The following is a 24861-nucleotide window of genomic DNA, read 5'->3' on the forward strand; positions in this document are numbered from 1 at the left end:
TTTGTTGGCATTAAGATTGCTTATAAGGTGTAGATTTCTAATTACAACAATTAGCGTCTTATGCACATGCCCTCTTTGAGCCCTTTAAAATTGAAGGCATGTCATTCATTTATAACAGAATGGACATAATAATAATGAAAGCAATTCCCCTAACTATTGCAGCTCTATCTATCGTCAGTTACACGGCTAGCAGCGCGGAAGACACCACTCATATTAAGTTGGCGACAACCACAAGTACTTATCACTCTGGTCTACTGGACTACTTATTGCCTGAGTTCGAAAAAGATTCTGGTATCAAGGTTGATGTTCTAGCTGCGGGTACCGGTAAATCACTTCGCATGGGCGAAAATGGTGATGTTGATTTGGTAATGACTCACGCACCAAAAGCTGAAGCGAATTTCGTAGAAAAAGGCTACGGCGTTTTACCTCGTAAGCTGATGTACAACGACTTTGTGATTGTGGGCCCTCAAAGTGACCCAGCAAAAATTGAATCTCAAAAAGCTGTAGCTGATGTATTCAAAGCAATCGCAACCAACAACGCGACGTTTGTGTCTCGTGGTGACGATTCAGGCACGCACAAGAAAGAGATGGGCATTTGGGCACAGACCAAAATGGAACCAAACTTTGGTGGCTACCGCAGTGTTGGTCAAGGCATGGGCCCTACTCTGAACATGGCGTCTGAAATGCAAGGCTACACCATGACAGACCGTGGCACATGGTTGGCTTACCAAAACAAACTGGATCTTAAAATCCTTTTCCAAGGTGACAAGAACCTATTCAACCCTTACCAAGTAATCCTTGTTAACCCAGAGCGCTACCCAAGCATTAACTACCAAGCAGCGAAAGTATTCAGTGATTGGTTGGTGAACCCTAAAGGTCAGAAACTGATTAACGACTTTAAACTGCATGGCAAACAGCTGTTTGTAGCGAGCGCAGAGTAGTTTTTCGTCAGCGTAGATTCGTTTATAACAAGCTGAGAATGGTTTGTTGTAAGTACTAATTCCAATTAGCACTACGCTTAACTAACCAGTTAACTGAAGCATTTAAAGAAACAATAGCTGGCCAATATAGGCTCAATAATATTGTGTCAGCTATGATTAACATCAGTCATTACCGATAAAGACCTATTATCGATTCACACGAGATACTTCATGACCCTATGGCAAACAACGATTGATGCAATGAACCTACTAGTGAGTTTTGACCACGAATTGTGGAAAATCGTCGCGGTATCTTTCAGCGTATCTTTGTCCGCCATCTCATTAGTGATTATTCCTGCAATTATCATGGCTTTCTTATTGGCTTATACCGAGTTCCCCGGGAAGTGGGCATTATTATCGGTGATCAACACCCTGCAAGCTATCCCAACCGTGGTTATCGGTTTGTTGATGTACATGATGCTCTCTCGCTCTGGCCCGTTAGGTGATTGGGAATTACTGTTCACCCAAAAGGCGATGATTCTCGGTCAGATGCTGATCTGTTTCCCAATCCTAGTCGCGATGATGCACGGCGCTCTGCAGGCCAGTGACCGCCGAGCGGTTGAAACGGCGCGCACGCTTGGCGTATCAACGACTCGTGTGGCGTGTACGTTAATTTGGGAAACGCGCTTCCCTCTTTTAGCTGCAACTATCGCTGCCTTCTCTCGTATCGTCACTGAGGTTGGTTGTTCAATGATGGTCGGTGGCAACATTATGGGGATGACAAGAAACATCCCAACAGCTATCGCTATGGAAAGCCACAAAGGCGCATTCGCTCAAGGCGTCGCCCTCGGTATGGTGTTATTAGCATTGGCATTAGCCCTTAACTTTTTCCTTTCCAGTGTGAGAGGAAAAGGCTATTTAAGAACTTAGGAACGCTGTCATGAGTATAAAAATAACAACGCAGCAAATTTCAATGCGCTACAAAGAGCGTGTTTTGTTCCATATTCCCGAATTGTCGATCGGCCCCAACGATGCCATTTATCTCAAAGGAGATAATGGTGTGGGTAAAACGACCCTACTTAAAATATTGTCTGGATTGATTCAGCCCAGCTCTGGCCGCATTCAGCCTCCGACACAAAGCTGGCAGCAGATCTTATTCCCTAGGCTCAAGTTCAAAGACATTATCTACCTGCATCAAACCCCCTATCTTTTTGATGGTTCGGTGTACCAAAATGTCGCTTATGGCATTCGCTTTAACAAAGAGAGCCAAAAAGATAAGCGAGCTCAAATAATTAATGCATTGAGAATGGTAGGTTTAGAAACCTTGGCAGATGAACACATTTCTGTGTTGTCTGGTGGTGAGCGTCAACGCGTTGCAATGGCACGAGCCTGGATTCTTAAGCCGTCAATCTTGCTTATGGATGAACCAAGTGCCTCTTTAGACAAAGAATCTATTGAAAGATTGGTGATAATGGCCGAAGATCTTCTTCAAAGAGGCGCGAGTTTAGTCATCACTAGTCACCAAACTAACGCGTTAACCGACTTATGTAAGAAGCAATGGTGGATCAAAGACAATACTTTGACCGAATCGCCGCTTCTGCAAGTTATTCAGAAAGATAAAGCACAAGAGAATATTTATGCTGCTTCCAACGCAAACTAGTTGGGTTATTTTGGCTGGCGGACAGGCCAGCCGCATGGGCGGAAAAGATAAAGGACTTGTTGAGCTCAACGGTTCTCCGCTTATTCAATACGTTATAAACAAGCTGTCACAGCAAGATGTCAGCATCACTATCAATGCCAACCGTAACTTAGACAGTTACCAAGCATTTGCTCCGGTTGTTTCCGATTCCTTCCCTGACTATCCAGGTCCATTGGGCGGCATTCATGCTGGCCTTAAAAACGCGAGTACAGACTGGGTAGGCTTTGTCCCTTGCGACAGCCCACAAATCAGTGACGACCTTGTTGAGCGTTTTTGTTCTGCAGTTAAAGAAGACAGCGACATTCTTGTCGCGCATGATGGCGAATTTAAGCAACCTGTATTCACCCTATTCCACAAACGTGTTCTACCAAAGTTAGAAGCGTTTTTGGAACGTGGTGATCGTAAAATCATCTTGCTATACAAAGAGTGTGTTACCGAATACGTTGATTTCAGCGATTCTCCTAACTGCTTTGTTAATCTCAACACGCCAGAAGAACTCACCCAATTCGGAACGCTTCAATAATGAAAGATTCTAAACAACGCCCTAACCTTCCTTTATTGGGCTTTGCTGCTTATAGCGGTACAGGCAAAACGACCGTACTTGAAGCGCTGCTTCCTCTGTTGACTGATGCGGGTTTAAAAGTTGGCGTGTTAAAACATGCTCACCACGATTTTGATGTCGATAAGCCGGGTAAAGACAGTTACCGCTTACGTAAAGCGGGCGCGAACCAAATGTTGATTGCTTCTCGTAATCGTCACGTGATGATGACAGAAACACCAGAAGCCGAAGCAGATTTTTATTACCTGCTGACTCGATTTGATACCAACACGCTTGATCTGATTTTGGTTGAAGGCTGTAAGAACATCGCCTTCCCTAAAATTGAACTGCACCGAGATGAAGTGGGCAAACCTTGGTTATATCCAAACGATAACAACATTATTGCTATCGCGGCAGACAGCCAAGTTGAATCAGAGCTGCCACAAATGGCGATCAGCGACTTAGAAGCGATTCGTGATTTCATCATCGATTACGCGCAGTCCTTTGACCTTGTCTCTACAACAGGCAGAGCCGTGTCATGCTCATCTTCAAAAGACGCAGCGCCAGCTGTTTGTTGTGATTCGTTCTCTCCTGCAGGTTTAACCGTTACTCAAGGCCAACAAAAGATTGTTGATAGCATTGACGCACTCGATCTCACAGAGAGTGTTGAATTACTGCAAGGCTACGGCCGCGTGCTGGCTGAAGATGTGATTTCGCCAATCAACGTTCCTCAGAATACCAACTCTGCAATGGACGGTTATGCAATTCGTAGTGAAGATCTAGAATTGGACAGTTACAACATCATTGCTGAAGTCATGGCGGGTCACAGCTACGAGCAAATCGTGCAACAAGGTGAAGCCGTTAAAATCATGACCGGCGCACCAATGCCAGAAGGCGTTGATGTTGTCGTGATGCGTGAACAAGCCGTCCAAGATGGCGATAAAGTTAGCTTCCCTGATGCTAAAATCTCGGTTGGACAAAATGTCCGTATGGCAGGTGAAGATTTAGAAATCGGCCAACCTGTCTTTACACGTGGCACACGCATTGAAGCGCCAGAAATGGGCATGATGGCGTCGTTAGGTTTTGGTACCTGCCCTGTTCTGCGTAAAGTGAAAGTGGGTGTGTTCTCTACGGGTGATGAAGTTCAAGCGCCGGGTCACGAGCAAAAACCAAACTCTATCTATGACTCAAATCGTTTTACTATTATCGGCATGCTTCAAAAGCTCGGCTGTGACATCGTCGATTACGGCATCATTGAAGATGATGAGCAGAAGATGATGGATGTGCTGCATTCTGCGTCGCTTGAAACCGATATGGTTTTGACTTCTGGTGGTGTGTCTGTTGGTGATGCGGATTACATCAAGCTTGCGTTAGATAAACTGGGTGAAATCAACTTCTGGCGTATCAACATGCGTCCAGGTCGCCCATTGGCTTACGGTAAGATTGAGAACAAGCCGTTCTTTGGTTTACCGGGTAACCCTGTTGCTGTGATGGTGTCGTTCATTAACTTTGTTGAGCCTGCGATCCGCAAGCTTCAAGGTCAAACGAACTGGACACCAGTAAAAGCAAATGCTGTAGCAACTGAACAACTGCGCTCACGCCAAGGCCGTACTGAATTTAGCCGTGGTGTGTTCTCGATGAATGAATCTGGCGTGCTTGAAGTGAAAACAACGGGCAAGCAAGGTTCAGGTATTCTGCGTTCAATGAGTGAAGCGAACTGCTTAATCGAAATCTCTCCAGCAGTTGATACTGTGAAAGTTGGCGAGACAGTGACGATCATTCCTCTGCAAGGTCGTGTTTAACTCAAAGCAAACACTTAAATTGACTTGGCAGCTTTTTAATTGATTTAGAAGCTTTTAAGTGATTTGGAAGATCTTCGCCAAGACATAGACGAAGCCCCTTCTATCGAGCTTTCGATGTTAAGGGGCTTTTTGTTCTTTTCGTTTCGAGAAAAACAACCTGTTCGTTTCCTAAAAGACAAATAGCTTAAATTACGCTAAACGTTTAGAACGATAATCTTAAGATTTCTTACCATTACCTTGAGCCACGTACGCTTTTTATGTAGAGTGCGCGCAAAGTAATAATTCTATTGGAGAGCACCATGGCTCGTACCATTCTGTACACTTACAAAGACGAAGACAAAGAGTTACTGTTTTCAAAACAAGAACACCGCACGATCCAAGAAGCTGTTGCTGCAGCTGAAGGCATCGATATCTCTGAGTATCTAAAAACTGAGCAACAGCTTGAGTTGATTTCTGATACTAAAGCGGTTCGCAACTACCAAGACAACTACTTCCGCAAGCTTGGCTTTACTAAGCTTACGTTGAAGCAAAAAGACAATCTTGGTGTTGGTAAAAAGAAGAAGTAAGCCCTCTTGGCTCTTTTCTTGATATGTCGTTTCTAGCTTTTCGTTTGTAGTTAACAGCTAACAGCTAACAGCTAAAGAAACGAAAGCACCGAACAATAAAAAATGCCGCAACCTCTTTCGAGATTGCGGCATTTTTATTTGTACTTTTTAACTATCTAACCTTAGCTAGCTTAACTTAAGTCACGATTACTTAATGTTAAGGAATGCAGCACCACGAACGCCGCCTGAATCACCATGCTTCGCTTTGATGATCTTTGGACATTTCGCTACAGACAGTAGGTATTTAGGGATACGCTTTGGCATCTCTTCGTAGATAAGTTCGAAGTTTGAAAGACCGCCACCCAATGCAACTACGTGTGGATCAAAACCGGTAAACAGGTTCGCGAAACAGATAGCCAATAGCTCCATGAAACGATCAACGTGCTCAGCCGCTTTTGCTTCACCTTCGTTGTACGCTTGAATGATCTCGATTGCTTTCTTCTTCTCGCCGAAGTAGTGCTCGTAAATCAATTCAAAGCCACGACCTGATAGGTAGCTGTCTAGACAACCTTTCTTGCCACAACCACAACCGAGTAACGGTGCGTTGTCGCCAAGGTGGAACCAAGCATCAATAGGAAGACGCATATGGCCCAGTTCACCAGCAACGTGGTTACGACCAGAGAACACTTTGCCTTCGTAAACTAACCCGCCACCAAAACCAGTACCTAGAATTAGGCCTGCTACTGATGGTTCGTCTTTAAGCTCGTCATCCCACGCTTCTGAAAGCGCAAAGCAATTCGCATCATTTTCAATTTTCACACTACGACCAATAAGTGCTTCTAGGTCTTTACGTAGTGGTTTCCCCGTTGAAGCTGGCACGTTAACAACCAGCATTGTGCCGTCGTCAGCATCTTCCATACCAGGAAGACCAAGACCAATTTTACCTTCGCAAGAAAATTCACTGTCGTACTTCTTCACCAAACCGGCAATCGTATCAAGTAGCAGTTGATAATCTTCAGTAGGCGTTGGTACGCGTTCTGTTGCTACTCGCTCAAGTTTTTCATTGAACGCACCAAATTCAATTTTTGTGCCGCCAACATCGAAGCCGTAATACATGAAATCTCTCCAATTTTTCCCTAAATTCGGGCAAATAAATTTTTCAAATTAAACATCTAGGACGCATTATCCATAACACTCCCCCTACAAACCGTGATGGATAACAAACTTATCTCGTGTTCGAATCTGTTTGAACAACAAGTCAGCACAAAGCGGTTAAAGGTTAGAGTGACGTCTCATTTTTAGTGTGCTCTATGAAAGCGTTCAGGCTTGGTTTGGTTGGATCGGACTTATAACGCGTCTTACTTAGCATGTAGCTTTCACGAAATGTCTCAAACCACAGCTGTAAAGTCTTTGCGCCCTGCTCTTCACCAGCCTGTTTCAAAACCAAGCTCGCTACTTCTGCAGTCGAGAGATGTTGTTCGTTGTCTGACTTACGCATCATGTATTGCGAAACCGATTCTGGTTCGATCGACAACACCGGTAAGTCTTGCAGATACTCTGAACGACGGAAAATACGTCGTGCTTCACGCCAACTACCATCAATAAAGATCAGCAACAACGTCTTGTTCGAATCTCGCATCTCACCAAGGTCAGCAACCACGCGCGATTTGTCATCGGTATAATCTTCAGGAAAGACCACGACTGGCTGATATTTATCGTCTTTCAGCACATCAAGCATCTCTTGATTCGGTTCAGTGCGGTGCCAAAGGTAGGCATAGCTGTCTTTAACGGTATCAAGGATTAAACGGCCGGTATTACTTGGTTTGAGTATTTCGTTGTCCGATAAGATCAACATGGTCGCGACGTTCGTATTTACGTCTGGTTGATGTTCACAGATACAGCTGTCTTGTTTGATTTTACAGAACTGACATCGAACCACTTTACACCCGCGCGCGTTAAACGGCTTGGTAGAAAGAGACAAACGGTGTTGATATAAACGGTGAAAAGCGTGGATTCTCATGGACAATAACGATAAATCTAGAAAAGTGGCACGATTGTACTTACAGTGTCCCTAGAATGATAGAAGGAATTCCCATGCAAGACCCATCACTGCTTCGCCTTGTTTTCTTTATTAGCGCTTTTGTTTTGTGTGCGTTGTGGGAATATCGTACGCCAAGAAAAACGTTGACTCAAAATAAATGGTTTCGTTGGGGAAATAACTTCTCATTAATGGCGCTTAACAGTGTTTTATTGGCGACATTAATACCTGTTGCGGCATTTCAAGCGGCACTGATTGCGGAACAAAATCAATGGGGTCTGTTCAATAACATTCGCCTACCCTTTGAAATCACCGTGTTCCTTTGTGTCGTGTTATTAGATCTTGCCATTTACACTCAACATTTAGTCTTCCACCGTATCCCTGTCCTGTGGAAACTTCATCGCGTCCATCATGCCGATTTAGATATCGATGTCACAACTGGTACCCGCTTCCACCCCATCGAGATGATTTTATCTATGTTAATTAAAGTCGCGTTGATTTTCGTATTGGGTGTGCCCGCACTAGCGGTTGTGATATTCGAGGTTGTGCTTAATGTGAGTGCTATGTTCAATCACAGCAACGGTCGTTTACCTTTATGGTTCGACAAGCAGCTTCGTAAAGTGATTGTCACGCCAGATATGCATCGAGTGCACCATTCAGTGATCGTCAAAGAGACCCACTCTAACTTTGGGTTCTTCTTATCAGTTTGGGATATCTGGTTTAAAACGTATCGTGCTCAACCCAAGCTTGGTCACGATAAGGTAAGCATCGGTGTACCAGAAATACGAGACGGAAAAGAACAAAGGCTCGACTTGATGTTACGCCAACCATTCGCTTCCTTCCCTCATTCGAAAGACAAGACCTAACGCCTCAAGAAAATAATAAAAAATGGCGCAAACTCATAAGAGATTGCACCATTTTTATATGCGTAGCTTCTCACCTTTCAGCGGCAATTCCCACTTCCGGACGACGTTGACACACTTACTTCAATACGTACTTATGAAGCATGGCTTGTTGGTGCCCTGCTATCTCTCCGACTTGCTCTGAACTCTCGATCATAGATTCAAGTTGCAGCTTAGTATTTTCGCCCTGCTCAGACACGCGAGTGATAGAATGCGTTACATCGACAGTCGCACGTGCTTGTTGTTCGGTAGCCACCATGATTTGCTCAACACGCCCTTTGATCTGGCTTACTGCAAATTCTATTTTCTCGAAGGCTTGTCTTACATCACCACTGGTTTGCAGTGCATTGGCCATCTCGCTTCTCGATTCCGTTACAGAAGCACGTGAGCGATCTGCTGCCGCTACTAGTTCGTTCATCATGCTACGAATATTGGTGGTTTGCTGGGATGTGCCGCTCGCCAATTTACGCACTTCGTCTGCAACTACCGCAAAACCTCGACCTTGTTCACCTGCTCGCGCCGCTTCTATCGCAGCGTTCAGTGCCAATAAGTTGGTGTTTTCAGCGATACCACTGATCATGTCGACCATTTCACGAATCTGTTTCACTCGACCATCCAAGTCAGCCATCGACTCTTCACTCATGCTAAGAGAGTGCTCAAGCGCTTGTAATCGTTGTTGGTTAAGGCCAACAACTTGGCTGCCATTCACTGACTCATCTTCTGCTATTTGAGCATCGTCGTTCGATGCGTTAGAGATACGAGCAATCTCACCAATCGATGCTTCCAGCTCCGTAATGGTGGTGATCATATTCTGAAGTGATTCGTTCTGCTCGTTCAAGCTCGAATTGGTTTGCTCTGCAGCGTCGTGGCTTACTTCTGCCGTTTGATAAAGCGTCTCACAGTTGCGCGTTACTAAACGAACCGAATCTGCGGTTGAATCAACGACCGTATTGAGTTTTGAAGTAATAACTTGCAGCTCTAGCGGCCCCAGTAATTCACTCTGTTTAGAGAAGTCATGATCTGCCAGTGAACTCAACTGTTGAGTTATGTTTTTAAGCCCTTTATTCATCCAACGGCGTAACACGAACCATGAAATCACAATGATTACGGCAATCACTAGCCCGCTGATAAACAACACACGATCAATATTGGTAATGGTTTGATTTACAACCAGTTCACTTTCATCAATCAGGTGGGAAGCGGTGGAAGACAGCTGATTCAATGTGCTAATGACGGTGTTCGCTAAGTTAATGACTTGCGTTAAGTTTTGCTCTTGCTGCTGAACCAGTTCGAGTTTCAAGAGGATCTGTTTGATCACGCCTTCTTCGGTAAAGCCTTCTTTCACCATCTCGTAAGGCGCCGTCAAGCTCGCGAACTCAACGATGTCTGGATGCCAATCGGCAAAATCGCTGTAAGCCAAGTTAAGGCCTGCGATTCGGTTTCTCAATTGACGGTATTCGTCTTGTGCTTTATCAATGTCAGATTGCATCATCAACATCAAGAAGGTGTTCGCCATAGCAGACGCACTGGATGTAAATCGGTTCGCTGCATCGCTCGCTTCTGGGTTGTCTTCAACCAAGAATGAGCTGATTCGGTTCATTTCAGGTCCGATCGAGCCAACACCATAACGAAACTCGCCCATTTTACTGTCGATTAGGTTTTGCTTACTTTGAATCTCAATCTGTGCCAGCAATACCGTATTAGTCATGGTTTGCAGTTGCGCCATATCATCAATAAGGTTTTGTTGCTGCTCTAAAGAGATCGCATCAGGAAAAGATTGGGAGATAAAAAGGAGTTCCTCAAGCGTGGTATTACTCTCTGTTGCGAGTTGGTCAATTGAAACCCTTGTCGAATTCAGCGCATCTAAGTCGGTTGACTGGGTGCTATAGGTGAGAAGTTTTACTTGCTCTAATACGCTTTGCGTTAATTCGGCATTGTGTAACGCAAGGGGTAAAGCTTGTTCTGAAAGTGCGTCAAAATGTCCTCCGACTCGTTCAACTCCCCGAATGCTAACCATTGATAAAAAACTAACGAGTAAAAGAATGGAAATAAATACAGCAGTGACGGTTTGAATGAGCGAGAATGTATAACGTGAGGGTTTTATTGATAAATTTGTGTCGGGCATGTGAAATCCAGTTTGACTACGAAAAGAGATATCCTTAAGTTAGTTCGTATACTAGAAGTCCTTGATGACGTTTTTATTTCAGTTTTTTGTCAGAAGAGTTACATATGAAATTCAGAAAAATGGCTGTAGTTACAATAACTTTAGCAACATTGGCTGCTTGTAGCTCGTCACCATCGCCTTCTCAGCTTAGTCAAACCGCACAGAAACCCTTATCAAAGTCAGAACAATTGACTACAAACGCTTATATGAGTGTGTATGAACAGTGGAAAGGTGTGCCATACCATTTCGGTGGGACATCATTTCGAGGCGTAGATTGCTCCGCTTTTGTTCAAATTGCCGTGCAAAATGCGACACAACAAGCCCTACCGAGAACCACAAAAGATCAGAGCAAAAAGGGAAAAGAAATAGCGTATGGGCAAGCAACAAGCGGTGATTTGGTATTTTTCAAAACATCGATGACGGTAAGACACGTAGGTGTGTATTTAGGAAATAATCAATTCCTACATGCTTCGACATCGAAAGGTGTCATCATATCGAGGTTGGATAACCCTTATTGGGCTTCTAAGTTTTGGCACTTTAGGCGTTTATAGCGGTTCGTAAGATAAACCGCTGAGCGAGGTAACTCTAGAAAGATACGACTTAAACGCCCGTTGTTATTATGCTGATTAATTACGACGATAAATGAGCAAACAAACCGTTAATCGTATTTAGCAACAGCAGTATCAAACAGGTTCTTCACTAACGCGATGTACTCATCGAGGAATACAATTTGTTCGTTAGTCGCTTTCTTAGCCCACACACCCGCTAATACTTCACCAAGATCCGCTACTACGGCATCTGCTTCTTTCAAAAGTTGAAAACGAACGCTCGAATGCAACTCTGGGTTTTGCTCGAAAATAGCCATGATGTTTGTTGAAATCATGTCGGTAACAATGTCTTCGACACTTTCGTTTCCAGTATCACCATTACTATTGGTAAACACATCAAGGTTGAATGATAGGTGCTCGATTAAAGCCAAATAGCCATCGGTTTCTACAACCACAATAATTCTCCGTTTTAAGCTCTAGAGCAGATTAATACGTACTTGCCTAATACTATGTAAATGAAGCTATTTGTCATCACTTTATTGCCCAAAACCACATTTAAATGATCCTAGTTAGTATTTCAGCTTAAAATTAAATCGATATAGCTTTATGTGGTATACCTGCCTACTTAAGACATAAGTAAATTCACGCTAAAGAAGTGTAAGACAAACTTTGAAGCAAAGTATTGCGCCAGTTAACAATAGCCCTTTCAACTTACTCTAAAAGCTCATTTGATTTAGTCGCTAGACAATAACAAGCTCAAACCTCTTTTCCAGTTTGTGGCGTTCAAAACCGTTTCGATTGTGAGACCAGTTCCAAACTATTTCATCACGTCAGGTTTTCAATTTATGTTTGTATTTCAAAGAGCTTGAATCAGTTCGAGTTCACAATTCGGCCAATTGATTCTACGTAAGATGAAGAAGAGCTAAGAACATTGACGAGTGCGTCTATAAATTGTTCAGATTTATCCTAAACTATTGCTATTAAACAAACAGTATTTCTAACCTTCAATCTTTTTAACTTTCAGTCTTTGAGGATTTCCTATGTGGCAGGCCATTTCTCAACAACTTTCAGATACTCTTCTATTTAACTTTCAGATTACTGAACGTACCAAGGTTTCTGGTGGCGACATTAACGATTGCTATATGATCAGCGATGGTAATGAGCGTTACTTTGTGAAAGTGAATCAGCGAGAATTTTTACCTAAGTTTGAAATTGAAGCTGAGAACTTACGCTTGTTAAGAGAAACCTCCACTGTTTACGTTCCTGAGTTGGTGCTTATTGGCAAAACCAAAGAGTGCTCGTTCATTATTCTGAATTACTTGCCGACCAAACCGCTCGAGACGGGCAACAATAGCTTCGATTTCGGCGTTCAGCTTGCGCGGCTTCATCAATGGGGCGAGCAAAAAGAGTTTGGTTGCGACCAAGACAACTTTATCGGCAGCACACTTCAACCCAACCCTTGGCATAAGAAATGGGGTCGCTTTTTCTCTGAGCAACGCATTGGTTTCCAACTGCAACTGCTCAAAGAGAAAGGCATCGAGTTTGGTGATATCGATGACATCGTTGATGTGGTGAATATGCGTCTTGCTGGCCACAACCCTCGCCCTTCTTTGCTTCATGGGGATCTTTGGAATGGCAATGTTGCTAACTCTGCGTTTGGCCCAATTTGCTACGACCCTGCTTGTTACTGGGGGGACCATGAGTGTGATTTGGCGTTAACTGAATTGTTTGAAGGTTTCCCTAAAGAGTTTTATGAAGGTTACCAGAGCGTCAATCCACTCGACGTTGGCTATACTGATCGGAAAGACATTTACAACTTGTACCATCTTCTTAACCACTGCAATCAATTTGGCGGCGAATATTTAGCACACACTGAAGCATGCATTCAGAAGATACAGGCCGTTTAATACCAATTACAGCTGTTTATAACCGAATACGATTGGTATCAGTTACAGTGAGGAGAATTTGCCATGCATAAATACACAGAGAAACATGTCTCCTGCCCCCACTGTGGGCATGCCATCAGCATAACGCTTGATGCTTCTAATGGGAGCCAAGATTTTTATGACGATTGCCCAGCATGTTGCAATGCCATTCATTTGGATATGCAGGTTGACGAAGTAAGAGACAGAATCAACCTTTCGATTGATGCCGATGATGAACAAGTATTCTGACAATCAGTTTCTCGTTTAAACCATGATCAAAAAAGAGCACCTCACGTGCTCTTTTTTAATTTGGTCATCGGTGTGATTTTATTGCCACCGATTCAATGCGCTTAGTGGCTATTTCTGGTTCGCTAATACACGCTCGACAGTATCAACAATTGCCTGCGTTTGTGGATCGAACTCAATGTTCAATTGGTCGCCTACTTCACGGCCGCCAAACAGAGTACGATTCAGAGTTTCTGGGATCAGGTGAACAGAGAAACGGTTCTCTTCCACTTCACCAATCGTCAATGAACAACCATCAACACCAATGTAACCCTTACTCAATACGTACTTCATCGATTCTTCTGGTAGTTCGAACCAAAGTGTACGGTTGTTTTCTGTTTTAATCACATCGACTAGGTTAGCCATCAGAGTAATGTGGCCAGACATGCTATGCCCGCCAATTTCGTCACCAAACTTTGCTGCACGCTCAACATTCACTTTGTCACCAACATTCAGTTGGCCTAAGTTCGTCAATCGCAATGTCGCTTGCATTAAATCAAAAGCAATCTGGTTACCTGAAATTTCCGTTACCGTTAAGCAACAACCGTTATGAGCTACTGAAGCACCAATGGCTAATCCTTCAACCATTTCATCGCTTAGCTCAATGGTATGAGTTTGAAACGACTCTTTTTTGTTGATAGCAACCAGTGTTGCCATGCCTTGAACGATACCTGTAAACATAAGATTCCTATTTAGCATTCTAATAACAGTTTTTCATAGCAGTTATTGTGACATTTCTTTATGATTCGTCCAGTGGAAGCTTAAGATCATTGTCTCTGATTCCTTCAGAATGTCCTTTCCTACACTATTATTCTAATTTTCCCTCTTATTTGGAGTTGTTTGTGCATCGTTACAAAGAAGAATCCTCGAATCTAATCAAACTTGCGACCCCAGTATTGATCGCATCCGTTGCACAAACTGGAATGGGTTTTGTTGATACCGTAATGGCCGGTGGCGTAAGTGCTATCGATATGGCGGCGGTTTCGATTGCAGCAAGTATCTGGCTACCATCAATCCTATTTGGTGTTGGTCTATTGATGGCGTTGGTTCCTGTCGTTGCACAACTGAATGGTTCTGGTCGACAAGTAAAAATTCCATTCGAAATTCAACAAGGCGCATTTTTAGCGCTCGTCATCTCCCTTCCAATCATTGGTGTGCTTTTTCAAACACAATTGATATTGGAGTGGATGGACATTGAACAACTCATGGCGGAAAAGACCATCGGCTATATGAATGCGGTGATGTTTGCTGTACCTGCGTTTTTGTTGTTCCAAACATTGCGAAGCTTTACCGATGGTATGTCTTTAACCAAGCCTGCGATGGTGATTGGTTTTATTGGCTTGCTATTAAACATCCCGCTGAACTGGATGTTCGTATACGGAAAACTTGGTGCTCCTGCTCTGGGTGGTGTTGGCTGTGGCGTTGCAACGGCTATCGTATATTGGGCGATGTTTGCACTGCTGTTCGCTTACGTTTTAACATCAAAGCGTTTGGCGAAAATCAACATCTTCGGTACGTTCCATAAACCGCAACTTAAAGCTCAAATTCGTCTATTTAGACTTGGTTTCCCTGTGGCGGCCGCTATCTTCTTCGAGGTAACTCTGTTTGCGGTGGTTTCTCTGTTAGTTGCACCATTGGGTTCATTGATTGTTGCCGCGCACCAAGTCGCGATCAACTTCTCTTCGCTGGTCTTCATGATTCCAATGAGTATCGGTGCAGCCGTGAGTATTCGTGTTGGCCATAAGTTGGGCGAAAACAACACCGAAGGTGCGAAGATCGCGACACACGTGGGTATCATTGTTGGTTTAGTGACAGCCCTTATGACAGCGGCGTTAACTGTCCTGTTCAGAGAACAGGTTGCATTACTTTACACAGAGAACACGGCAGTAATTATGGTTGCAATGCAGTTGCTGTTGTTCGCGGCGGTTTATCAATGTACTGACGCCATCCAAGTTATCGCTGCGGGTGCTCTGCGTGGCTACAAAGACATGCGTTCAATCTTCAACATCACCTTTGTGGCTTACTGGTTGCTTGGTCTTCCTATCGGTTACATCTTGGGTATGAAAGATTGGATTGTTGACCCTATGGGTGCGCACGGCTTCTGGATTGGTTTCATCGTCGGTCTAACGTCAGCCGCGATTATGCTGGGTATGCGTCTACACTGGATGCACAAGCAGGACGATGACGTTCAGTTAGAATTTAGTTCTCGCTAGATTCGTACTCGCTAAGTCGGTCTATCTGATTTCGAATAAAAAAAAGAGCTCTGATTTTCAGGGCTCTTTTTCGTTTAATGGTCAGGTAGATCGTATCTGCCTTAATATTCACTCTTCTCTCGAACAAAGCGCGCAAACTTGGGTTTTCCGTTTTCAGTAAAACCATTGTAACGAAAGGTAATACGGCTGCCGATCTCTGGCGGTGCGAGTCTCATTTGGTCACTGAACCCGCTGCCTATATAAAATTCCACACCCTCTTCTGTGTGAACCAAGATTGAACCCATCATCCCTTTATACTTCCCTGTCCCACCCTTGTAGCCAATAACTGTGGCTTCGGCATCATGATGCCTTTTCAGTTTTAACAAATCATTACTTCGGCCTGCTTGATAACGACTGGTGATTTTTCTAAGCATCAAACCTTCGCCATTACGCTCATCGACATTATCAAGTTGATGAAACAAAGCCTCTTCACTGTGAATTGGTACATGTTCTATGTAGCTGACATGAGATTCTCCAATCACGCTTACCCAATGCAAAATGTTGTAATAGCGCTTTTGATAATCTCCCGCAGCGCCTGGCATATCAAACAGCATGAAATCGATTTGGCGCCATGCTGTGTCACTCGGCGTATGATCGAGAACGGTAGATTGAACAAGGTGGAACTTGCCCCTTCCTGCCCACAACTCTCCTTCGAGATGGACCTTAGGCAAGTTTTCAGTAAACCACTTGGGTGAGTAAATGCGATTACCATTGCGTGTATAAAGATGTTGTCCGTCCCAAAGAGCCCGAATCCCATCAAGCTTTTCACTCTTCCAGTATTCAGAAACATCAATGCCTTGTTGGTATGTATTGGCCAGTACCAAATGGTCGGGAGGTAAATAGGATGAATGAGAAGAAAGCGAACACGCCCATAGAGTTGCTATCGCCAATTTAGTTAATCTCATCATCTGCTCCGTATTGATATCTGTAGTAGTCAACAAACGCCTTTAATCCTAAGCGTTCTGACACGTAGGTAGACAACCTTTGCTAGAAGATGCGATCCACTCATCAACCTTATCTAACCTTTTCATTTATTCATTAAATTAATGATCTATAACTCTCATATATTCCGCCGTTTTTAGTTCTCATATTGAGAAACGTCTTTTCTCAATTTGAGATAGGAATTCGTACTAAACATAAATTATTGAAAAATAACAATATAAAAGTTGGCACATTCAGTGCAGTTGTCCATACATACTTAAAAGGAGATATCGCTATGGAACTACGTAAGACTGATTTAAACACAACGACACTGACACTTTCTATTTTCGGTGATCTGGATGCAGCAGGCAGTCGTGATGCACAAACCGACATCGATGATGTGATTTCTAACGATGGTCACCCTGAAATCGAAGTTGATTTTAGCCAGGTGGAGTTTTTAGATTCATCTGGTGTTGGCGCGATTGTTTATATGTTCAAACGTCTGACTGAGCGCGAACGCAACATGCGACTTGAAAATGTGACTGGTCAGCCTCTTGAAATTATGAACCTACTACGTATTGGCCACGCTATCCCAGTAAATTCAAAAAATCCTGCAAATTCATGAAGACCCACTAAGCTAGAAGTAACAAAAAATAATAAGAAAAATTAGAAACATAGGACGTTGGCATGAAAATACTGAAAAACTACATAGCCCTTTCTCTGTCCGCTCTCGTTCTGGGTGGCTGCACTAGCTATCCTGAACAAGGCACAGGGGGTTTGGCTGAAAGTTACGATTCTATTAACTATCAAAACTCAGACTTCTCTCCTGTCATGCCAGACGAGCCTCTTGGTCCGGAACATGGATTACGCTTTGATTGGCAGCTCGCTAAATTGCACCTTGATGCTTTGATTCAAGAAGGTGCTCGTTGGTGTTTCCCCGCTGCTGTTGTTCAAGCAATCGAAAAGCAAAATCGTATTGCTCGCGAACTTCAAGGTGGTCTACTACTGGATGCAGCCAACGACTTAGTAATCCAAAGAAAACGCCTAAATGAACTTGAGGTCCAACTGGATTACGTAACTTCACAAGCCCGCTGTGAGCCACCACAAAATGAAAATCAATTTAGAATGCAACTGTCGGTTATTGAACAGTTGTATGACCTACTTAATGTTGACAACCAATTTGCGGAAAACTCGACTGAAGTAAATCCTAAGTATATGGGAAGACTGGCCGAGGCGACCACTTTACTTAAAGAACACAAATCCCTAGACCTTGTTGTTACCGGCCATGCTGATGCAACGGGTGCCGAAGAATACAACGACAAGTTAGCACTTGGACGAGCGAAACAAGTCGAACGCTACCTGACTATTTTTGGACTAGGCGCTCAACGAATCAAAGCCGTATCTGTTGGCGAAACCGTCCCTCTTTTTGAAGGTGAATCCGACGGCACGCGTTTAACGAACCGCCGAGTAAGTATTGAAATTGTCTCGCCTAAGAATGCCGAGAAAATGGGAGGTGGATTATGAAATCCTTGATCGCTTTTATCATCACCCTATCGTTATGCTTTGCGAATGTCGTCAATGCTAACGATGAGTTTTCAGACGCGGTTCAAGTCGGTGATCTAATCCAAGTTAACGTACCCGGTGAAAGTACCTTAAACACGGGGTTCCAAGTGGATAAGCGTGGCCGTATTACTCTTCCAGAAGTAGGCGCTGTGTTTGTTGCGGGTTACGACAGCGAACAGCTTAACAAAGTCGTTCTAGAGTCGCTGGCAACCGCTTACAAAGATCTTTCGAACGCTTCAGTGTATGTAAAAGAGCAGCAAATCATCATCTACGTGCAAGGTTATGTAGAACAGCCTGGCGAATACACGCTCTCATTAGGTTCTAGCATCCAAATGGCACTTTACGCTGCGGGTGGTTTACGCCCGGGCGCGCAACTGGATAAGCTGATTCTTAAGCGAGGCGCAGATAAGAAAGAGTTTAACTACAAACGATTCCTTGATTCAGGAGACGAGTCAGCATTACCTACTCTTCAATCACTGGATTCACTATTCGTTCCAGCTTCTCCATTAGTCGGTAACATCGAGCAAGAGTTTGACGCAGCAAAGCTTGCTAACTCAGGTGACAGTGCTGATTCTCGTAACTCCATCAAAGTGTTTGGTGAGGTGAACGCGCCGGGTTCGTTCACTTACAAAGAGAACACCGACCTTGTCGACGTACTTATGCGTTCGGGCGGCGTAACTCGTTATGCCAGTGTTGAGCAAATCCGAGTGATTTCGAACAACACCCCAACGCTATTCAACCTAAAACGTTACTTAGATTCTGGTGACGAAAGTCTGCTTCCAATTTTACGCCCGGGTGCGACCATTTTCGTTCCCAAGCAAGAAGAAGAGATCAAATCCGGCGCCAACATGGTTTACGTAATGGGCGAAGTCGCAGCCCCTGGTGCTTTTGAAGGCAAAAGAGACGCGACCTTTATGGATATCTTGGCTAATGCGGGCGGCCCAACTCGATTTGCAGAGTCACGACAAATCCGTGTCATCAAAGCAGATGGTAGAGTGCTTAAATTCGATTTAGCGGCTTACACTGAAGGCTTGCCTAACTCCAACCCTCCTAGCATCAAAGCGGGTGACGCGATTTTCGTTCCCGAGAAAACCGACATGAACGAGAAGTCTTGGTTGAAAATCACGCCAGACCGAGCAGTTAACGTGATTGGTGAGGTCAATCGACCTGGTCGTATTGAATGGTCAGATGAAATGAACTTCATGGGGCTATTGGCACACGTCGGCGGCCCTACGCTACGCGCTGACACATCGAAAATCGAGGTTGTTACGGGTAGAAAGCTAGTCGTGTTTAACCTTGATGATTTTATTCGAAATGGTGCGCCACGTGATCAAATGCCACAAATTCGAGCGGGTTCTATCGTGCGCGTTCACGACTTGCCACAAGATCCTTCAGACAATAAATCACAATGGGTTCGTCAAAGCTCTGATGCTTCGATCTACATCTTTGGACAAGTGAATGCGCCTGGTCGTTACCGCTTCACCAAAGACATGCACTTCCTTGATATCTTGTCTGCGGCTGATGGCCCAACAAAGGATGCCGACATCCACAATGTTCGAGTAACGCATCGTGACAAAACCTATTCGCAAGTAAGCAAACTTAACTTATCACTGTACTTCGAAACCGGTGACGAATCGTTACTGCCAAACGTAACCACTGGCGACACGATTTACATCCCAGAGAAAGGCAAAAACTGGTTAGATACACCGAAAGAAGAAACCGTTCGTGTGCTTGGTGCGATTAACAATCCGGGGCGTTATGTGTTCAACGACAACATGACCATTCTAGATATTCTGGCAGAAGCTGCAGGCCCTACCGACAATGCTTACGTAGAGAAAATTACCATCGTCAATATGTCTTGTTGCCAAGGTCAGGCTCGTACTTTTGACCTTGTTGAATTCAGCAAAACGGCGAACATTTACAACCTGCCGGTGCTGCGCGCCGGTGACACGATTTACATTCCAGACCGTCGCGAAAGTTTTATTGAGAAAGCACGAGTCGGACTTGATGACATACTGCGTATCACCACGACCATCGTATTAATAGGAGCTTTATAATGACTATTTCAGCGACCCATGCCGAAGTCGAGCAACTGTATTTAGCTTCTGAACTTAACGGCCAAAAATCAATATGCGTCACCGCCTGCCATTCAGGTGACGGCGTAACATCTATTGCAACCGCATTAGCCGAGCGTTTTCTTCTTGCGGGTCATTCAACGCTTTATGTTGATCTCAACTTATTCAACCCTGCTTTCAAAGATTTGAATATGCTAGAAGATAATCAGCAAGGTCAACTGATAGAACATGTTGAATCTCAGCGTACGTTTATCGGTGTCCCTGCTCCACAAGTTGCTTCAACGCAATTGGCTTATAAAGATCCGACAACGTTACAAAAAGTGGTCAACAAATGGTTAGAGAAATACGACAGAGTCATCATTGATACCTCACCGCTTCTCAACATAAACAAAGGCAATATTCCGGCGCAGTCTGTCGCGAGCGCTTGTGGCACTACACTAATTGTTGTCGCCTATGGAGAAACGTCGAGTCACCACCTAGAACAAGCGAAAAAGCTGCTTGATGCACAAAGTATCAATCTAATGGGCTGCGTGATGAACATGAAACAAAAGCCTAGCTTTGCACAAGAGTTGGTCAGACAAATCAATCGAATGAAATTTATCCCCGTTAAGCTTCGCGATAGCTTGGCAAACAAGCTGTATCAAAATGAGTTTTTGAACCTTCCTATGTAACTTTCTTTTGCTACTTTCTGGCTGTCATTAAAACCATGACAGCCGCCAATCGTATTAGACTTCAAGCTCCAACTGCTCTGAATGATTCAAAACCAAATTGGGTGTTTTTGGCGAAATTGTTATTAAAAATAAGATTTTAAAAACCATTCAACGCATTTCACACACGTCATTCATGGTCTTACCACCTTTAAATCCCTTCAAAAATAAACAGCCCCACACCTTAATGTGACACAGACGGTTAAAGTGCCATGTAAATTGCATCAAAGATGGAATTCGTACGATTATTCCCTAAGATTATAAATAGAGGTGGTTTTTGACGAATTTGTAATAGTTTGACAAAGTTATCCGATGGCTGTTGAAACACAGTGGATGAATTGGCAAATCACACTTCACTGACTTTGCACGTTTATCTATTCAAACTTCACCCATCCCTCCTTCTGCTCAAATGGTTCAAATACACGGAAAGGATCACCATCGAGCAATTTAGATAATCAATTTACCTTGGTTACCTTAGTTGTATTATTAAAGAGAAAGGAAACTCAATATGAAATACAAGTTAAGCTCCGTATTTTTGTTAGCAGCAGCAGCCAGCGGTAATGCTAACGCTGGAGAATGTGGCAGCGTAACAATCGCAGATATGAACTGGAACTCTGCAACACTGATCGCCAATATCGACCAATTCATCCTTGAACATGGTTATGGGTGTGATGCTGAACTTATCCCTGGCGACACTATGCCAACAGGCACGTCTATGATCGAAAAAGGCCAGCCTGATGTTGCACCTGAACTTTGGAGCAACAGTTTAAAAGACGCATTAGATAAAGGTGTTGAAGAAAAACGTCTTCGCTACGCAGGTAAAGCACTTGTGAACGGCGGCGAAGAAGGCTTTTGGGTTCCAGCTTACCTAGTAAAACAGTACCCTGAAATGGCAACCATCGAAGGCGTACGCAAAAACGCAAGCTTATTTAAACACCCTGAAGACCCAGATACATCTGCATTCTACAGCTGCCCTGCAGGCTGGAACTGTCAGATCAGCGCCGGAAACTTGTTTAATGCTCTTGAGCTAGAAAACAGCGGTTTCACGATTGTTGATCCAGGCTCGAGTGCCGGCTTATCTGGCTCTATCGCAAAAGCTTATGAACGTGAAGAAGCTTGGTTTGGTTACTACTGGGCACCGACCGCTGTTCTAGGTAAATACGACATGGTTAAAGTCGACTTTGGCAGTGGCGTTAATGAGGAAGAGTTCCTTAACTGTACCACCAAAGAAGATTGTGAATCGCCAAAAGCAACCATGTACCCGCCTTCACCTGTCCACACGATTACCACTGAAAGTTTTGCGTCACGTGCTCCTGAAGCGTACGACTACTTTACTAAACGTGGTTTCACAAACGACAAAATGAACTCGCTACTTGCTTGGATGGAAGACAACCAAGCTGATGGCGAAGAAGCGAGTCTGCATTTCTTAAGTGAATTCCCAGAAGTATGGCACCCATGGGTTTCTGAAGAAGTGGCTAAGAAAGTTGAAGCAGAGCTGTAAGAGCTTGATTTAATAACAAGTAATTACGCTTCAACAATAAAACAGAAATAACGTCGCTATACTTGATGTTATTCATGATTCGGAGCCCTTTTCATTAGCGATTTTCTTATCGCATGGACAAGTGGCTCCGAACTATAAGGATATAAAATGGCTGACAGCAATTGGTTATCAAGCTTTCCAGAGATGGAACGCGGTGATTTACGAACCATAAAAAAGACGCTAGATGGCGCATACCGTGAATTTTCCCGTGAATACGGCGAAATGATTGAATCTCTCTTTGACCCTCTTCTTTCATTCCTCGTTTGGTTTGAAAAACTCCTTATCTCAACACCTTGGATTATAGTCCTAGCTGTGTTTACCAGCCTTGTCTACGCAGCAAGCCGTTCTTGGAAACTGGCTCTAGGCTGTGTTGCTTCTCTACTTCTCATTGGTTACTTTGGAATGTGGGAAGACACCATGCGGACGCTCAGTATCATCACTGTATGTACCTTGGTTTCAATATTCTTGGGCATTCCGATTGGTATTGCGATGGCTCGTTCAAATCGAGCTCAGTCAATTGTTACGCCGATGCTCGATATCATGCAAACCATGCCTGCGTTCGTTTATTTGATTCCAGTGGTAATGCTACTGGGCATCGGTAAGATTCCAGGGCTAATCGCCGTGGTTATCTACGCGATTCCACCTGTAATTCGTCTAACTAACCTAGGCATACGCTTAGTTGATAAAGAAGTCCTTGAAGCCGCTACCGCTTTCGGTGCGAGCAAAAAGCAACGCTTATGGGGTGTTCAACTTCCTCTAGCAATGCCAACGATCATGGCGGGTATTAACCAAACCATCATGATGGCACTGTCTATGGTTGTTATCGCATCCATGATTGGTGTGAAAGGCCTAGGACAACCGGTTCTCAAATCGATTACTAACCAGTACTTCACATTAGGCTTGATGAATGGTTTCGCCATCGTTGCCCTCGCAATCCTTTTTGACCGCGCTTCACAAGCGTACGCAAGAAGAACTAATGCGCATTTAGGAGGATTCAAGCATGACTAAACCATTGATTGAAATTAGTGGTCTGTACAAGGTGTTTGGACCGAAACCAATGTCTGTTATGAACCGAGTTCAAAACGGCGAACACAAAGATCAGATTCTTGCGGATACGGGTCATACCGTTGGTTTGAAAGAGATCAACCTTGAGATTAACCGTGGTGAAATCTTCGTTATCATGGGGCTTTCTGGCTCGGGTAAATCGACGCTGATTCGCCACTTCAACCGTTTGATTGACCCGACTCAAGGTAAAATCATGGTTGAAGGCATTGATGTGATGAGCCTCAACACTAAACAGCTAGAAGAGTTCCGTCGTCATAAAATGTCGATGGTATTCCAACGCTTTGGCTTAATGCCTCATCGCACTGTGGTTGAAAACGTTGCGTACGGGTTGGAAGTACAAGGCATCAAAAAAGAAGACCGTTTAGCGAAAGCCAACGAATGGTTAGAAACGGTGGGCTTAAAAGGTTACGGCAAGCAATACCCAGCGCAACTTTCAGGTGGTCAGCAACAACGTGTTGGGCTTTCGCGCGCTCTGTGTACTAACGCTGAAATCTTGTTAATGGATGAAGCCTTTTCGGCACTCGACCCTTTGATTCGAAGTGAAATGCAAGATCAGCTTATCGAACTTCAAGAGAAGCTTCATAAGACGATTGTTTTCATCACTCATGATCTGGACGAAGCACTCCGCCTAGGCGATAGAATCGCAATTTTGAAAGACGGCGAGTTAGTACAACAAGGCACACCACATGAGATTCTGCTAAATCCAGCCGATGATTACGTGGAAGCGTTCGTGAAAGACGTAAACCGTGCTCGTGCACTGATCGTTGAAACCGTTATGCAGCCTCCTCTGTATCGAATCACATCAGAAACGATTGAAGGTGCTCTGGCACAGATGAAGATGCTGAAAAACGATTACGCTTATCACGTAACGGATGACGGCTATCAAGGCCTAGTCACACAAGAGAGCCTACAAGACGCCGTTGAAGATTCATCGGTGCATGATTTTAGTGATGAGATATACGAAGAAGTCCCTGCCATCTTACCAGATGCGGTGATTGAAGAAGTGCTACCGGACACTATGTCTTGTGACTACTCTCTTCCAGTTGTTGATGAAGACGGTAATCTAATAGGTGAACTCGAGAGAAGCGCTGTTGCTGATATCTTCTCAGAAAGTAGCGAGGAAGAAGTAGAAGCCGACCCAAAGCCAAAGATTGATAAAGCTTCGTAGTCCTACTTTTCGTGATTTAAAGCTCGGCTGTTTAAATTATCGCTATTTGCGTTATCGCTATTTAGATTAGCCCAAACTGCTTACCCCGCTCTAAGACCACTGTTGTTAATTCACTGCAGTGGTCTTTTTTATTTGTATCGGGCTCGTTTTCTTCTGAGATCTACCCGCACCTTAGGCTTTATAGGGTAAGCGTGCCATGAACAC

Annotated in this window: 24 protein-coding genes; 18 read left to right on the forward strand and 6 right to left on the reverse strand. The window is 44.0% G+C overall.

Annotated elements, in window-relative coordinates; all coding sequences use genetic code 11:
- Positions 1–134 precede the first annotated feature (134 nt).
- The 6 genes from AB4583_RS13945 (at position 135) to AB4583_RS13970 (ending at position 5525) form a co-directional block, all read left to right on the forward strand.
- The gene (locus tag AB4583_RS13945; protein ID WP_017068185.1) at positions 135–941 is read left to right on the forward strand and encodes a substrate-binding domain-containing protein; all 807 of its coding nucleotides are present in this window, start codon (positions 135–137) and stop codon (positions 939–941) included.
- 210 nt (positions 942–1151) lie between these two features.
- Complete coding sequence (locus AB4583_RS13950; protein WP_017059610.1) at positions 1152–1850, forward strand: ABC transporter permease; 699 nt, start codon at positions 1152–1154, stop codon at positions 1848–1850.
- Between the two features lie 10 nt (positions 1851–1860).
- The gene (locus tag AB4583_RS13955; protein ID WP_017071479.1) at positions 1861–2580 is read left to right on the forward strand and encodes an energy-coupling factor ABC transporter ATP-binding protein; all 720 of its coding nucleotides are present in this window, start codon (positions 1861–1863) and stop codon (positions 2578–2580) included.
- Positions 2558–3142, forward strand: a complete 585-nt coding sequence (gene mobA / locus AB4583_RS13960) for a molybdenum cofactor guanylyltransferase MobA (protein WP_004733776.1) — start codon at positions 2558–2560, stop codon at positions 3140–3142. Before AB4583_RS13955 ends, mobA begins: the two co-directional genes overlap by 23 nt.
- On the forward strand, positions 3142–4959 hold the full coding sequence (locus tag AB4583_RS13965) for a bifunctional molybdopterin-guanine dinucleotide biosynthesis adaptor protein MobB/molybdopterin molybdotransferase MoeA (protein ID WP_372117816.1): 1818 nt from the start codon (positions 3142–3144) through the stop codon (positions 4957–4959). The genes mobA and AB4583_RS13965 overlap by 1 nt, the downstream gene beginning before the upstream one ends.
- A gap of 299 nt (positions 4960–5258) precedes the next feature.
- Positions 5259–5525 (forward strand): DUF2960 family protein, encoded by a 267-nt coding sequence (locus AB4583_RS13970; RefSeq protein WP_017063882.1) that lies wholly within the window; start codon positions 5259–5261, stop codon positions 5523–5525.
- Positions 5526–5711: 186 nt separating this feature from the next.
- Here AB4583_RS13970 and nagK read toward each other — a convergent pair whose 3' ends face one another.
- Together nagK and AB4583_RS13980 are read right to left on the reverse strand one after the other, a co-directional pair.
- Complete coding sequence (nagK, locus tag AB4583_RS13975) at positions 5712–6620, reverse strand: N-acetylglucosamine kinase (protein ID WP_372117820.1); 909 nt, start codon at positions 6618–6620, stop codon at positions 5712–5714.
- A gap of 163 nt (positions 6621–6783) precedes the next feature.
- On the reverse strand, positions 6784–7530 hold the full coding sequence (locus AB4583_RS13980; RefSeq protein WP_372117823.1) for a tRNA-uridine aminocarboxypropyltransferase: 747 nt from the start codon (positions 7528–7530) through the stop codon (positions 6784–6786).
- A gap of 68 nt (positions 7531–7598) precedes the next feature.
- On the opposite strand from AB4583_RS13980, the gene AB4583_RS13985 reads away from it, so the two are divergent.
- On the forward strand, positions 7599–8408 hold the full coding sequence (locus tag AB4583_RS13985) for a sterol desaturase family protein (RefSeq protein ID WP_372051340.1): 810 nt from the start codon (positions 7599–7601) through the stop codon (positions 8406–8408).
- Positions 8409–8523: 115 nt separating this feature from the next.
- Here AB4583_RS13985 and AB4583_RS13990 read toward each other — a convergent pair whose 3' ends face one another.
- Positions 8524–10569: a methyl-accepting chemotaxis protein gene (locus AB4583_RS13990; RefSeq protein WP_372117826.1), complete on the reverse strand. Its 2046-nt coding sequence runs from the start codon at positions 10567–10569 to the stop codon at positions 8524–8526.
- Positions 10570–10673: 104 nt separating this feature from the next.
- Between AB4583_RS13990 and AB4583_RS13995 the strand changes: the two genes are divergently transcribed.
- Positions 10674–11159, forward strand: a complete 486-nt coding sequence (locus tag AB4583_RS13995; protein WP_017083653.1) for a C40 family peptidase — start codon at positions 10674–10676, stop codon at positions 11157–11159.
- Positions 11160–11266: 107 nt separating this feature from the next.
- On the opposite strand, the gene AB4583_RS14000 is transcribed toward AB4583_RS13995, so the two are convergent.
- Positions 11267–11611, reverse strand: a complete 345-nt coding sequence (locus AB4583_RS14000; RefSeq protein WP_010440912.1) for a DUF3802 family protein — start codon at positions 11609–11611, stop codon at positions 11267–11269.
- A gap of 585 nt (positions 11612–12196) precedes the next feature.
- Between AB4583_RS14000 and AB4583_RS14005 the strand changes: the two genes are divergently transcribed.
- Together AB4583_RS14005 and AB4583_RS14010 are read left to right on the forward strand one after the other, a co-directional pair.
- Entirely contained in the window at positions 12197–13063 is an 867-nt protein-coding gene (locus AB4583_RS14005; protein ID WP_372117829.1) for a fructosamine kinase family protein, read from the forward strand.
- A 63-nt stretch (positions 13064–13126) separates the two neighbouring features.
- Positions 13127–13330, forward strand: a complete 204-nt coding sequence (locus tag AB4583_RS14010; RefSeq protein ID WP_004733789.1) for a CPXCG motif-containing cysteine-rich protein — start codon at positions 13127–13129, stop codon at positions 13328–13330.
- 108 nt (positions 13331–13438) lie between these two features.
- Here the strand turns inward: AB4583_RS14010 and AB4583_RS14015 are convergent, their stop codons facing one another.
- The gene (locus AB4583_RS14015; protein WP_372117832.1) at positions 13439–14047 is read right to left on the reverse strand and encodes a riboflavin synthase subunit alpha; all 609 of its coding nucleotides are present in this window, start codon (positions 14045–14047) and stop codon (positions 13439–13441) included.
- 161 nt (positions 14048–14208) lie between these two features.
- Here AB4583_RS14015 and AB4583_RS14020 point away from each other — a divergent pair, with 161 nt between their 5' ends.
- Entirely contained in the window at positions 14209–15579 is a 1371-nt protein-coding gene (locus tag AB4583_RS14020) for an MATE family efflux transporter (RefSeq protein ID WP_372117835.1), read from the forward strand.
- 101 nt (positions 15580–15680) lie between these two features.
- On the opposite strand, the gene AB4583_RS14025 is transcribed toward AB4583_RS14020, so the two are convergent.
- Positions 15681–16523 carry a DNA ligase gene (locus tag AB4583_RS14025; protein WP_372117850.1) on the reverse strand — a complete coding sequence of 281 codons (843 nt, stop codon included), beginning with the start codon at positions 16521–16523 and terminating at the stop codon, positions 15681–15683.
- Between the two features lie 311 nt (positions 16524–16834).
- On the opposite strand from AB4583_RS14025, the gene AB4583_RS14030 reads away from it, so the two are divergent.
- The 7 genes from AB4583_RS14030 (at position 16835) to AB4583_RS14060 (ending at position 24657) form a co-directional block, all read left to right on the forward strand.
- On the forward strand, positions 16835–17164 hold the full coding sequence (locus tag AB4583_RS14030; RefSeq protein ID WP_017059596.1) for an STAS domain-containing protein: 330 nt from the start codon (positions 16835–16837) through the stop codon (positions 17162–17164).
- Positions 17165–17226: 62 nt separating this feature from the next.
- Complete coding sequence (locus tag AB4583_RS14035) at positions 17227–18063, forward strand: OmpA family protein (protein ID WP_372117838.1); 837 nt, start codon at positions 17227–17229, stop codon at positions 18061–18063.
- The gene (locus tag AB4583_RS14040; protein ID WP_017067079.1) at positions 18060–20159 is read left to right on the forward strand and encodes an SLBB domain-containing protein; all 2100 of its coding nucleotides are present in this window, start codon (positions 18060–18062) and stop codon (positions 20157–20159) included. The genes AB4583_RS14035 and AB4583_RS14040 overlap by 4 nt, the downstream gene beginning before the upstream one ends.
- The gene (locus tag AB4583_RS14045) at positions 20159–20848 is read left to right on the forward strand and encodes a chromosome partitioning protein ParA (RefSeq protein ID WP_372117842.1); all 690 of its coding nucleotides are present in this window, start codon (positions 20159–20161) and stop codon (positions 20846–20848) included. Before AB4583_RS14040 ends, AB4583_RS14045 begins: the two co-directional genes overlap by 1 nt.
- 544 nt (positions 20849–21392) lie before the next feature.
- Positions 21393–22385 carry an ABC transporter substrate-binding protein gene (locus tag AB4583_RS14050; RefSeq protein WP_372051333.1) on the forward strand — a complete coding sequence of 331 codons (993 nt, stop codon included), beginning with the start codon at positions 21393–21395 and terminating at the stop codon, positions 22383–22385.
- Positions 22386–22532: 147 nt separating this feature from the next.
- Positions 22533–23432 (forward strand): ABC transporter permease, encoded by a 900-nt coding sequence (locus AB4583_RS14055; RefSeq protein ID WP_372117845.1) that lies wholly within the window; start codon positions 22533–22535, stop codon positions 23430–23432.
- The gene (locus tag AB4583_RS14060; RefSeq protein ID WP_372117847.1) at positions 23425–24657 is read left to right on the forward strand and encodes a glycine betaine/L-proline ABC transporter ATP-binding protein; all 1233 of its coding nucleotides are present in this window, start codon (positions 23425–23427) and stop codon (positions 24655–24657) included. Before AB4583_RS14055 ends, AB4583_RS14060 begins: the two co-directional genes overlap by 8 nt.
- Positions 24658–24861: the final 204 nt, after the last annotated feature.

Origin of the sequence: Vibrio sp. 10N.222.49.C12 (assembly GCF_041475025.1) — a bacterium.
In the GTDB taxonomy this organism is placed as follows: Bacteria; Pseudomonadota; Gammaproteobacteria; order Enterobacterales; family Vibrionaceae; genus Vibrio; species Vibrio crassostreae_C.